The 12,553-nt window shown below is 72.1% G+C and carries 7 protein-coding genes; 5 read left to right on the top strand and 2 right to left on the bottom strand.

Translation table 11 applies throughout. From position 1 onward, the window contains the following. Positions 1–469: 469 nt before the first annotated feature. Complete coding sequence (locus ACFXPL_RS00030) at positions 470–961, bottom strand: NUDIX hydrolase (RefSeq protein WP_384909847.1); 492 nt, start codon at positions 959–961, stop codon at positions 470–472. Between the two features lie 243 nt (positions 962–1,204). Here ACFXPL_RS00030 and ACFXPL_RS00035 point away from each other — a divergent pair, with 243 nt between their 5' ends. Both ACFXPL_RS00035 and ACFXPL_RS00040 read left to right on the top strand, forming a co-directional pair. Beyond that, the gene (locus ACFXPL_RS00035) at positions 1,205–4,561 is read left to right on the top strand and encodes a S8 family serine peptidase (protein WP_384909850.1); all 3,357 of its coding nucleotides are present in this window, start codon (positions 1,205–1,207) and stop codon (positions 4,559–4,561) included. Positions 4,562–4,739: 178 nt separating this feature from the next. Further along, on the top strand, positions 4,740–5,768 hold the full coding sequence (locus ACFXPL_RS00040; RefSeq protein ID WP_384909853.1) for an aspartate-semialdehyde dehydrogenase: 1,029 nt from the start codon (positions 4,740–4,742) through the stop codon (positions 5,766–5,768). Positions 5,769–5,894: 126 nt separating this feature from the next. Here the strand turns inward: ACFXPL_RS00040 and ACFXPL_RS00045 are convergent, their stop codons facing one another. Next, positions 5,895–7,094 (bottom strand): MFS transporter, encoded by a 1,200-nt coding sequence (locus ACFXPL_RS00045; RefSeq protein WP_384909856.1) that lies wholly within the window; start codon positions 7,092–7,094, stop codon positions 5,895–5,897. Positions 7,095–7,243: 149 nt separating this feature from the next. Here ACFXPL_RS00045 and pepN point away from each other — a divergent pair, with 149 nt between their 5' ends. From pepN to ACFXPL_RS00060, 3 genes are all read left to right on the top strand, one after another. Beyond that, entirely contained in the window at positions 7,244–9,817 is a 2,574-nt protein-coding gene (gene pepN / locus ACFXPL_RS00050) for an aminopeptidase N (protein ID WP_384909859.1), read from the top strand. Positions 9,818–10,037: 220 nt separating this feature from the next. Continuing rightward, positions 10,038–10,757 carry a hypothetical protein gene (locus ACFXPL_RS00055; protein WP_384909862.1) on the top strand — a complete coding sequence of 240 codons (720 nt, stop codon included), beginning with the start codon at positions 10,038–10,040 and terminating at the stop codon, positions 10,755–10,757. Positions 10,758–10,941: 184 nt separating this feature from the next. Continuing rightward, a complete protein-coding gene (locus ACFXPL_RS00060) occupies positions 10,942–12,522 on the top strand; it encodes a ricin-type beta-trefoil lectin domain protein (RefSeq protein ID WP_384909865.1) in 1,581 nt (526 codons plus the stop codon). Positions 12,523–12,553 lie beyond the last annotated feature (31 nt).

The following is a 12,553-nucleotide window of genomic DNA, read 5'->3' on the forward strand; positions in this document are numbered from 1 at the left end:
GTGGTGTCCGCTGCCGGCCCGGGGGGGGTGTCGGGCCTTTGGGGGGGGGGGGGGGGGGGCGGGGGGGGGGGGGGGGGGCCCCCGCCCGTTTTGTGGGCCGGGGGGGGGGGGCCGCGCGCCCCCCCCCCGACAGGGCCTCAGCCGCGGAACTCGGCCTCGTCGGCCTGGCCCGCGTCGCCCGCCCGCCCGGTCGCCGTCGAGGCCGAGGGCGAGCGCGGGCCCGCCGTCCTCCGTGGTCACCGCGCTGTACCGCGAGCCGTGGACACCGCCGCCGCGGCCCCGGACCTCCTTGCCGCGGGAGAGCGGCTGCCGCATCAGGCCGAGGCCGTACCCCGGCCCCGACGCGTCGGGCTTCCCGTCCGCCGGCCACACGGTGTCCGTCATCTCGGCGGGCCGGCGTGCGGGCAGCGGCCGCGGCGGGGCTCAGCCCACCGTGGTGGAGTCGACCGTCAGGGGGAGTCGGCCTGTTTCAGCCGTTCTCCGGTCGGGCGTTTTCCACCGGGTCGGGCTCCTGACCGCTGACCCGGCCCAGGACCGGGCGCTCGCGCCACAGCCGTACCCCCACGTCGACGAGTTCGACGCGGTCGAGTTCCGCGAGCGCGTCCACGGCGTGCCAGGCGGCCAGATCGGTGGAACCGCCCTCCTCGGGGCGCAGTTCGCCTCCGGTGATGCGGCCCTCGTAGATGATGCGCAGCCCCTGGAAGTCGGCGAACGCGCCCAGCTTGCGGGGGTAGCGGCGGCGGATCGAGTCCACGCCCAGGAGAGCGGTCATCTCGCTGGTGTGGCCGGTCTCCTCCTCGACCTCGCGGACGGCGGTGTCGACGGGGTCCTCGCCGTGGTCCATGCCGCCGCCGGGCAGCGTCCAGCGTTTGGCGCCGTCCTTCGCCACCCAGCGCGCGAGAAGGATCTGTCCGTCGTGGACGCACACGGCGTAAGCGGCCACTCGTAGCTCCTGGTTCATCCCGTGAGCCTAGAACCTGCCGAGAAGCTGTGGCCCGTTCACCTCTTGCCGGCCGCCCGGTCGCCTCCTCCTCGCCTCCCCGTGCCCCTGCGCGCGTCCCCTGATGGCGCGTATGACGCGGTGGCGGATCTCCGCCATGACTCAAACGCGCCCCTGACAGCTCTCCTCAAAACCCCCACTTGTACGAAAAACTGAGCGGTCATCCGGTACCGCAATCCGGACTTCCTCATTCATCGATCAAGGATGCTGATGACCTCCGAATCCGACAGCTCCATATCCGGGCCGAGACGCATGGCCCGGGTCACGGCGGCGGCCGGCCTGGTGGCCGCGCTGATGGCCACCGGCGCGGGGCCCGCGTTCTCCGCGACGGGCGCCGACGACCCGGCCGCCCCCGCGCCCGTGAAGTCGTCCGCCGGCTCCGACAAGCTGGGGGCCGCCGACGCCGATCTGCTCGCCAAGGCGAAGGCCGAGGGCGAGAAGAGCGTCACCGTGATGATCGCCACGGCCCCCGGCGCGACCCGCCAGGTCGCCGGCCAACTGGACGCCGTCGAGGGCGCCGTGGTCGGCAAGACGTACGACAAGCTCGGCTACGTCCGCGCGACGCTGCCCACCGCCGAGGCGGACGCGGCGATCAAGGCGGCCCAGAAGCTCTCGTCGGTCCACGGCATCGACCTCCAGCAGGAGATCGAGCTGGACGACCCGAAGCCCGCGGCGGACACCGCGCAGGGCGCCACGTCGTCGCGGTCGTCGAAGGCATCGAAGACTCCGGCCGTGAAGAAGTACCCGGCGCCGGACAGGAAGACGCCCGCGAAGAACCCGTACAACCCGTCCTTCGAGACCGGCGCGGTCGACTTCGTCAAGAAGCACCCCAAGGCCGACGGACGCGGCGTCACCATCGGCATCCTGGACACCGGGATCGACCTGGGCCACCCGGCGCTCCAGAAGACCACCACCGGTGAGCGCAAGGTCGTCGACTGGGTGACCGCGACGGACCCGGTCTCCGACGGCGACGGCACCTGGCTGCGGATGAACGGCGCGGTCACCGGCCCGTCGTTCACGGCGGCCGGCCGTACGTGGAAGGCGCCGGCGGGCTCGTACAAGTTCACCACCTTCGCCGAACGGGCTACGCTCGGCGGCGAGATGGCCGGTGACCTCAACCGCGACGGCGACACCACCGACGTGTGGGGCGTGCTGTACGACCCGGCGACCGGCACCGTACGCGTCGACCTGGACAACGACGGCGACTTCACCGACGACGCCGCGATGAAGCCGTACAAGAACGGTTTCCAGATCGGCTACTTCGGCAAGGACAACCCGGCGACCCCGGTGGTCGAGCGCATCCCGTTCACCGTCGAGATCCGCAAGGACGTCGTCCACAACTCGGCGGGCGCGACCTCCGACTACGTCAGCATCGGCGTCATCGAGGGCTCGCACGGCAGCCACGTCGCGGGCATCACCGCGGCCAACGGGCTCTTCGGCGGCAAGATGAACGGCGCGGCGCCCGGCGCCAAGCTGGTCTCCTCGCGCGCCTGCACCTGGAGCGGCGGCTGCACCAGCGTCGCGCTCACCGAGGGCATGATCGACCTCGTCGTCAACCGCGGCGTGGACATCGTCAACATGTCGATCGGCGGTCTGCCGCCGCTCAACGACGGCAACAACGCCCGCGCCGAGCTGTACAACCGGCTCATCGACACCTACGGCGTCCAGCTCGTCATCTCGGCGGGCAACGACGGCCCCGGCACCAACACCATCAGTGACCCGGCCCTGGCCGACAAGGTCATCTCGGTCGCCGCGTCGATCTCCAAGGACACCTGGGCCGCCAACTACGGCTCCGGGGTGTCGAAGAAGTACGCGCTGCTGCCCTTCTCCGCCCGGGGCCCGCGCGAGGACGGCGGCTTCACGCCGACCCTCACCGCGCCCGGCGCCGCCATCAACGCCACCCAGACCTGGGCGCCCGGCGGCCCGGTCGCCGAGGCCGGGTACGCGCTGCCGCCCGGCTACTCGATGCTCCAGGGCACCTCGATGGCCTCCCCGCAGGCCGCGGGCGCGAGCGCGCTGCTGATCTCGGCCGCGAAGCAGAAGAAGATCGAGCTGTCCCCGGCGAAGCTGCGGACGGCGCTGACCAGCACGGCGTCGAAGATCTCCGGTCTCCAGGCGCACGAGCAGGGCGCCGGTCTGATCGATGTCGTGGACGCGTGGAAGTCGATCGAGCGTGCCTCCGGCAAGCACGCGGTCGCCGCGCACGAGTACGGTGTGAAGGCGCCGGTCGACACCGCGCTCGACCAGTTCCTGAAGACCCCGGGCTTCGGCACCGGCGTGTACGACCGCGAGGGCGGGCTGAAGGCCGGCAAGAGCCGGACGTACGACGTCACCATCACCCGGACCACGGGTGGCAAGGGCGCGCTGGAGCACCGGCTTAAGTGGAAGTACGACGACGGTACGTTCCGGCTGCTCGGCAGTGACCGGATCAAGCTGCCGCTGAACCAGCCGGTGACCGTCACCGTGCAGGCCAGGCCCGGTTCCGCCGGGGTGCACAGCGCGATCCTGGAGGTCGACGACCGCCGCACGGAGGGCGTGGACAAGCAGATCCTCGCCACCGTCGTCGTCGCGAAGGAGCTGACGGGCGCCTCGAAGCCCGCGTACACCGTCACCGCGAAGGACTCGGTGCAGCGCAACAGCTCCACCTCGTACTTCGTCACCGTGCCGGAGGGCGCGGGGACGCTGGAGGTGGCGCTCGGCGGGCTCGCCAAGGACAGCCAGACCCGCTTCATCTCGCTGCACCCGTACGGCGTGGCGATGGAGAACAGCTCGACGGTCTACTGCTACCCGAACTACCCGAACCCGGCCAACACCTGCCGCCCCGACGTGCGCTCGTACGCGGACCCGGCGCCCGGTGTCTGGGAGATCGAGGTCGAGTCGCGCCGTACGTCGCCGCTGCTGGACAACCCGTACACCCTGGACGTGACGCTGTTGGGCGCCTCCTTCGACCCGGCGGTCACCTCGATCCCCGCCGCGAAGATCGGCACCGCCACGCCGGTCTCCTGGAAGGTCACCAACGGCTTCGCCGCGATCGACGGCACGCTCGGCGGCGGCTCGCTGGGCTCGGCGAAGGTCACCCGCCCGACGATCTCGGACGGTGACCAGCAGACGACCACCGTCACCCTCGGCGCGGGCGTCGAGCGGCTCGACGTGGCCATCGGCGGCACCTCGGACAACGGCGCCGACCTGGACCTCCTGGTCTACAAGGACGGTGCGCAGGTCGGCGCGTCCACGTCGGCGGGCTCGGAGGAGTCCGTCAGCCTGGCCGACCCGGCCGCCGGTACGTACACGGTCGTGGTGGACGCCTACTCGGTCCCGGCCGGGTCCACGGCGTACGACTACCGTGACGTGTACTACTCGGCGTCCCTGGGCTCGGTCACGGCCGACGCCTCGAAGCCGGTGAAGCTCGCCACCGGCGCGTCGGCGCAGGTCTCGGCGAACGTCCTGGTGAACAGCGCGGCCCCGGCGGGCCGGCAGTTCTTCGGCGAGGTCAAGCTGCTCAACGCGCGCGGTACGGCCGCGGGCACCGGCAGCGTGATCATCGAGAGCGTCACACCGTAACCCCGCGTCACAGTCGGTGAGGGGCGGGCGTCCGAACGGGCGCCCGCCCTTCGGCTTGTCCGGCGCCTCACCCCGGTTCCTGTCCCGCTCCTCGGACAATGGATTGGACAAACCGGCCGGGGACATACGCATCATGAGAGAACGCGTTCCCGGGACAGTCGCGAGTGAAGGAGCCCCAGTGAAGGTCGGAATCGTCGGAGCCACCGGTCAGGTCGGCACGGTCATGCGCAGCATCCTGGCCGAACGGAACTTCCCGGTCACCGAGCTGCGGCTGTTCGCGTCCGCCCGGTCCGCGGGCTCCACCATCGAGTGGGGGTCCGCCCCGATCACGGTCGAGGACGCGTCCACCGCCGACTACTCCGGGCTCGACATCGTGCTCTTCTCCGCCGGTGGTGCCACTTCCAAGGCGCTCGCCGAGAAGGTCGCGGGACAGGGCGCCGTCGTGATCGACAACTCCTCCGCCTGGCGCCGCGACCCCGAGGTCCCGCTCGTCGTCTCCGAGGTCAACCCGCACGCGATCGCGGACCGCCCCAAGGGCATCATCGCCAACCCGAACTGCACCACGATGGCCGCCATGCCCGTGCTGCGCCCGCTGCACGACGAGTCGGGGCTGACCGCGCTGGTCGCCACGACGTACCAGGCCGTGTCCGGCTCGGGGCTCGCCGGGGTGGCCGAGCTGCACGGCCAGGCGCAGAAGGTCGTCGCCGAGGCGGACAAGCTGACGCACGACGGCGGGGCCGTGGACTTCCCCGAGCCCGCCGTCTACCAGCGCCCCATCGCCTTCAACGTGGTGCCGCTCGCGGGTGGCATCGTGGACGACGGCTCCTTCGAGACCGACGAGGAGCAGAAGCTCCGCAACGAGTCCCGCAAGATCCTGGAGATCCCGGAGCTGAAGGTCTCCGGGACCTGCGTCCGGGTACCGGTCTTCTCCGGCCACTCCCTCCAGATCAACGCCCGCTTCGCCCGCCCGCTGAGCGTGGCGCGCGCCTACGAGCTGCTGAAGGACGCGCCGGGCGTGGAGCTGTCCGAGATCCCGACGCCGCTCCAGGCGGCGGGCAAGGACGTGTCGTACGTCGGCCGCATCCGTCACGACGAGACGGCGGAGAACGGCCTGGCGCTCTTCCTCTCCGGCGACAACCTGCGCAAGGGCGCCGCGCTGAACGCGGTCCAGATCGCGGAGCTGGTGGCGGCCGAGCTGACGGCGTAGGACGGCTCACGGCGGGCGTACGGCGGCTTACGGCGGTTACGGAGCGGCCCTGGGCGGCGGCTCCGGCTCAGGGCGGCTCACGAGGACGCTTACGGCGGCGGGGCGGGTGCCTCGTACCTCCCGGTCTCAGTGGCCGGTGGTACGAGGCACCCGCCCCGCCGTCATCCCCGCCCCCAGGACGACGGCGAGCGCGGCCAGCACGCCGCCGAGGCCGAACGCCCCGGCGACCTCGTGGCGGTCCACCGCCCGGCCGCCGAGGAGCGCGCCGAGCGCGATGGCCGCGTTGAACACCCCGGTGAAGAGCGCGGAGCCCGCCTCCCGGTGGTCCGGGACCACCGTCATCAGCCAGCTCTGGGCGCTGACGGGCACCCCGCCGTACGCCACGCCCCACACCAGCAGCAGCGCCACGGCGGCGGCCGCCGAACCGCCCGCGGGGACGGTCAGCAGGACCGTCGTGGCCAGCAGCGCCGCGAGGCCCAGCAGCGCCCGGCGTGGGGCGCGGGCGGCGACCGCGCCCGCCAGGAAGGTGCCCGCGAGAGCGGCGGCCCCGTACCCCAGCAGCAGCCCGCTGACCGGTCCGGGGCCAATACCCTCCACGCGCTCCAAGGCGGGCCGCACGTAGGTGTACGCGGCGAAGTGCCCGGTGACCAGCAGCCCGGCCGTCACCAGGACGGCGCGCACGCCCGGGACCCGGAACAGCCCGGCGACCTCGCGGAGCCGTACCGCCTCCCGCGCGGGCAGCGGCGGCAGCACGGCGAGCAGCGCGGCTGCCCCGACGGCGAGCACCGCCATCGCGCCGAACGCCCAGCGCCACCCGGCGAAGCCCCCCATCAGCGTCCCGGCGGGCACCCCGAGCACGGACGCCACCGCCGTCCCGCTGAAGATCACGGCGGTGGCCCGCCCCGCCCCTGCGCCGCCGACGAGCCGCCCGGCGAGCCCGGCCGCGATCGCCCAGACACCCCCGACGCAGACCCCGACCAGGGCGCGCGCCAGCAGCAGCACCCCGAAGGCGGGCGCGAGCGCGGAGAGCACGTTGGCGGCTGCGAGCAGGAGCAGCAGCGTACGGAGCAGGGTCCGCCGGTCGGCGCGGCGCGCGGCGACCGCCAGCAGGGGCGCGGCGAGCGCCGCGACGAGTCCGGGCAGGGTGACGGCGAGCCCGGCCGTACCGTCGGAGGCCCCCAGCCCCCGTCCGAGGGGGGTGAGCAGGCCGACGGGCAGCATCTCGGTGGTGACGACACAGCAGGTGGCGGCGGCTACGGCGAGGACGGACGGGGAGAACGCGCTCTTCTCCGGTGGCGGTCCGGCGGCCTGTTCCCTCCGATGCATAGGACAAGCGTTCGCCCGGAGAGGCCCCGGATCAACACCCGCGCACGCCCGGCCTCCCGGGAAAGGCCGGGCAGCCCTGTGCCACCGCATCTCCCGTACCGGCCGTGGAAGGATGACTCCACACGTCACATACCGAGGAGATGAACCGGGTGCCTGGCACAAATCTGACCCGCGAAGAGGCGCAGCAGCGCGCGCGCCTCCTCACCGTTGACTCGTACGGGATCGACCTCGATCTCAGCGGCGCGCAGGAGGGCGGCACCTTCCGGTCCGTGACCACCGTGCGGTTCCGCAGCGCGGAGGCCGGGGCGGAGACCTTCATCGACCTGGTGGCGCCCGCCGTGCACGAGGTCGTGCTGAACGGCACCGCGCTGGACACCGCCGACGTCTTCGCCGACTCGCGGATCACGCTCAAGGAGCTGCACGAGGGGCCGAACGAGCTGACGGTCGTCGCGGAGTGCGCGTACACCAACACGGGCGAGGGGCTGCACCGCTTCGTCGACCCGGTCGACGAGCAGGCGTACCTCTACACGCAGTTCGAGGTGCCGGACGCGCGCCGCGTCTTCGCGTCGTTCGAGCAGCCCGACCTGAAGGCGACCTTCCAGTTCACCGTGAAGGCGCCCGAGGGCTGGACCGTCGTCTCCAACTCACCGGCTCCCGAGCCCGAGGACCACCTCTGGGTCTTCGAGCCGACGCCGCGCATCTCGACGTACATCACCGCGCTGATCGCCGGTCCGTACCACTCGGTGCACAGCTCGTACGAGAAGGACGGGCAGTCCGTGCCGCTGGGCATCTACTGCCGGCCCTCGCTCGCCGAGTACCTGGACTCGGACGCGATCTTCGAGGTCACGCGGCAGGGCTTCGGCTGGTTCCAGGAGAAGTTCGACTACGCGTACCCCTTCGCCAAGTACGACCAGCTCTTCGTCCCGGAGTTCAACGCGGGCGCGATGGAGAACGCGGGCGCGGTGACCATCCGCGACCAGTACGTCTTCCGCTCGAAGGTCACGGACGCCGCGTACGAGACGCGGGCCGAGACGATCCTGCACGAGCTGGCGCACATGTGGTTCGGCGATCTGGTCACCATGGAGTGGTGGAACGACCTGTGGCTGAACGAGTCGTTCGCCACGTACACGTCGATCGCCTGCCTGGCGTACGCGCCGGACTCGCGGTGGCCGCAGTCCTGGACGACGTTCGCCAACTCCATGAAGACCTGGGCGTACCGGCAGGACCAGCTTCCCTCCACGCACCCGATCATGGCGGAGATCCGCGATCTGGACGACGTGCTCGTCAACTTCGACGGCATCACGTACGCCAAGGGCGCCTCCGTGCTGAAGCAGCTCGTCGCGTACGTCGGGCAGGACGAGTTCTTCAAGGGCGTGCAGGCGTACTTCAAGGCGCACGCCTTCGGCAACACGCGCCTCCCGGACCTGCTGGGCGCGCTGGAGGAGACCTCCGGGCGTGATCTGAAGACCTGGTCGAAGGCGTGGCTGGAGACGGCCGGCATCAACATCCTGCGTCCGGAGATCGAGCTGGACGAGGCGGGGAACGTCACCTCGCTGGCGGTACGGCAGGAGGCCCCGGCGCTCCCGGCCGGCGCCAAGGGGGAGCCGACCCTGCGCCCGCACCGGATCGCGGTCGGCTGCTACGACCTGGACGAGAACGGCAAGCTCGTCCGCACGAGCCGGATCGAGCTGGACGTCGACGGCGAGCGTACGGAGGTGCCCTTCCCGGCGGGCACCCCGCGCCCGGCCGTGATCCTCCTCAACGACGACGACCTGTCGTACGCGAAGGTCCGGCTCGACGAGGAGTCGCTGCGCGTGGTCACCGAGCACCTCGGGGACTTCACGCAGTCGCTGCCGCGCGCGCTGTGCTGGGCGTCGGCGTGGGACATGACGCGCGACGGCGAACTGGCGACCCGCGACTACCTGGCGCTGGTGCTCTCCGGCATCGCGAAGGAGTCGGACATCGGCGTCGTCCAGTCGCTGCACCGTCAGGTGAAGCTGGCGCTGGACCTGTACGCGGCGCCCGCGTGGCGCGAGGCGGGGCTGACCCGGTGGACGGAGGCCACGCTGGCGCACCTCAGGTCGGCGGAGCCGGGCAGCGACCACCAGCTCGCCTGGGCACGGGCGTTCGCGGCGACCGCCCGTACACCGCAGCAGCTCGACCTGTTGCAGGGCCTTCTGGACGGTACGGAGTCGGTCGAGGGCCTGGCCGTCGACACGGAGCTGCGCTGGGCGTTCGTCCAGCGGCTGGCGGCGGTCGGGCTCCACGACGAGGAGGAGATCGCGGCGGAGTACGAGCGCGACCGCACCGCGGCGGGCGAACGCCACGCCGCCGCAGCCCGCTCGGCCCGTCCGCTGGCCGAGGCCAAGGCGGAGGCGTGGGCGTCCGTCGTGGAGAGCGACAAGCTGCCCAACTCCCTCCAGGAGGCGGTGATCGGCGGCTTCGTCCAGACCGACCAGCGCGAGCTGCTGGCGCCGTACGCGGAGAAGTACTTCGCGGCGGTCGCGGACGTCTGGGAGTCACGCTCCCACGAGATGGCCCAGCAGGTCGCGATCGGCCTCTACCCGGCGATCCAGGTCACGCGGGAGACCCTGGACGCGACGGACGCCTGGCTCGCCTCGGCGGGCCCGAACGCGGCGCTGCGCCGGCTGATCTCGGAGTCCCGCGCGGGCGTGGAACGCGCGCTGCGGGCCCAGGCGGCGGACGAGGCGGGGGCCGCGTAGCCGGCTGACGCCGGGGGCCTGTGGTCCGGGCCCGGTGACTGCCCACGGGTGGTCACCGGGCGCCCCTGAGCTGCGGGTTGGCGAGATTCGACGCGTCTTGACGGAACCGGATCGCTGAGACAGAACCCGGACATCCGCGGGATCGTTTCAGGATCGACCCGGCCCTAATGTCGTCGGTGTCAGCAGGAAACACCGCAACCGACAGCCGCTGGAGATCAAGATGCGCTCGCGTCTCGCCGCCCGTTCCACCCGCCTCGTCCTCGCCGCGGCCGCCGTGACGGCCCTCGCCGCCACGACCACCGCGTGCGGCCCCGAGGAGGACGGCGCCGCCGCCGCGACCTCCTCCGCCACGGAGTCCGCCACCGCCGGCAGCGCCGGTGAGAGCTCCACCACGGGCGGCTCCGGTTCGGACTCCGGCTCGGACTCGGCCACGGCCTCGAATGCCGGCTCCGGCTCGAAGGACTCCGGTTCCAAGGACTCCGGCTCCACCGGCTCTGCGGCGGGCTCCGGCGACAGCGGCAAGGACGGCTACGGGCAGTCCTGCGGCACCAACGACCTGAACTTCAAGGTCACCTCGGAGACCCAGGCCGGCGGTTACTACCTCGTCACGGTCTCCGCCAAGTCCGGTATCACCTGCTACCTCGACCCCAACACCCCCAGCGTGTCCTTCGGCTCGAAGCGGGAAGGGGTCGCCTCCCCGGTCGGACAGGGCGGCGAAGACGCGATCAAGCTCACCGGCTCCACCGTCGCCTACGCCGGTATCAACCCCAAGACCACCAACGGCGACTCCGGTGTGGAGTTCGAGGAAGTCATCGTCGCCACCTCCGAGGAGGACGAGAACCCCGTCTCGCTGAAGCTCCCGGAGCCGGCCGTGGTCGAGAAGCCGATCGTCACCAACTGGGACGACGAGATCGCCGGCGCCGTGCCGCAGATCGTCTGACCCGACCGGACCGGACCAGACCGCACCGCACCGCACCGATCGACCGCCGCTCCCACTTCACGATGCCACCGACGCCCCGGGCGCGGCCGGCGGCGTGGACGTGAGGGGCGGATCGGTGTTTTCCAGCCGGTCTCAGCGCCTACCCAGTTCAACTTCCGCGCGCGGCATGCGAGATGATCCCGCCGTGAAAAAGCTGCGTACCACTGACCCCACCAAGCTCGGCCACCACACGATTCTCGGGCGCATCGGCGCCGGGGGCATGGGGCAGGTCTACCTCGGACGTTCGCCGGGGGGCCGACTGCTCGCGCTGAAGGTGGTCAGGGACGACTTCGCCGAGTCCGCCGACATACTGGCCCGGTTCCGCCGGGAGGTGGAGACCGTGGGGCGGGTGCGCAGCGCGTACACGGCGGCGCTGGTGGACTGTGAGGTCGACGCGCGCCCCTACTGGCTGGCGACGGAGTACGTGCCGGGCCCGACGCTCGGAGCGGCCGTACGGTCGCAGCAGCCGGGCGTGCTGCCGGGCCGGTTCTGTCTGCTGCTGTTCGCCGCTCTCGCCGAGGCGCTGGCGGACGTGCACGCGCGCGGGGTGAGCCATCGTGACCTGAAGCCGCAGAACATCATCCTGTCGGCCGACGGGCCCCGGCTGATCGACTTCGGCATCGCCCGTACGGCGGACCAGACCGCGCTGACCCAGCTCGGGCAGACGGTGGGCAGCCTCGGTTACACCGCGCCCGAGGTGCTCGCCGACAACCAGGTCGGCCCGGCGGCGGACGTGTTCGCCCTCGGGGCCACCCTGGCTTACGTGGCGACCGGGCGCGGCCCCTTCGGGGAGAACGCGGCCGGGGTGGTGTACCGCACCCTCCACGGGGAGATCGACGTCGACGGTGTCGATCCGGTGGTCGCGGAGCTGATCACCGCCTGCGTGAATGTGGCGCCCGAGCGGCGGCCCGATCCCGCGGAGATCATCCGGCGGTGCGACGTGCGGTCCGCGCTGACCGACGATCCCGTCTACCGGCGGCTCGTCACCGACGCGCAGAGCGCCACCCCGACGGTCGTGGACGGCGCGCCGGGCCAGGCGGACACGCCTCCGTCCGCGGGCGCACCGCCGCGCTCCCCGCACGAGGAGCTGACGATCGCCGCCGCCCCCCGGACGCTCCTCGCCCCGGCGCGGCCCGTTCCCGCGCCTCCGGCCGCCGGGGGCGCCGGACGGCGGACGGCCCTGGTGTCGGCGAGTGTCGCCGCGCTCGTGGCGATCGTCGGGGCGGTGCTGCTCGTGGTCCAGCCCGGCTGGGGCGAGAACGACTCCACCGACCTGGCAGGACCGGCGCCGTCCAGTGCGATCCAGTCCCCCGTGGAGCTGACACCCGAGAAACCCGCGGATCCGGTGGGCGCGGTGACCGGGATGGAGTCCAAGTGTGTCCATGTCGCCAACTCCGACACGGAGAACGGCGCCGTACTGCAACTGTGGACGTGCAACGACACCGACGCCCAGCAGTGGAAGGTGCTCGGCGGGGGCGCGCTCCAGGCGCTGGGCAAGTGCATGGACGTGGAATGGAGCGGTACGGAGAACAACACGCCCATACGGCTGTGGGAGTGCAACGGGAGCCCGGCGCAGCAGTGGGAGAGCCAGGCCGACGGGACGCTCAAGAACGTGGGTTCCGGCCGGTGTCTGGACCTCACCGACGGGGTCACGTCGAACGGCACGCCGCTCATCCTCTTCGACTGCCACGCCGCCGAGAATCAGACCTGGCGGCTGCCCCGGTAGCCCCCGACCGGGGGCCCGGGACGCGCGAAGG

This window comes from Streptomyces sp. NPDC059092, from assembly GCF_042756365.1.
GTDB lineage: Bacteria > Actinomycetota > Actinomycetes > Streptomycetales > Streptomycetaceae > Streptomyces.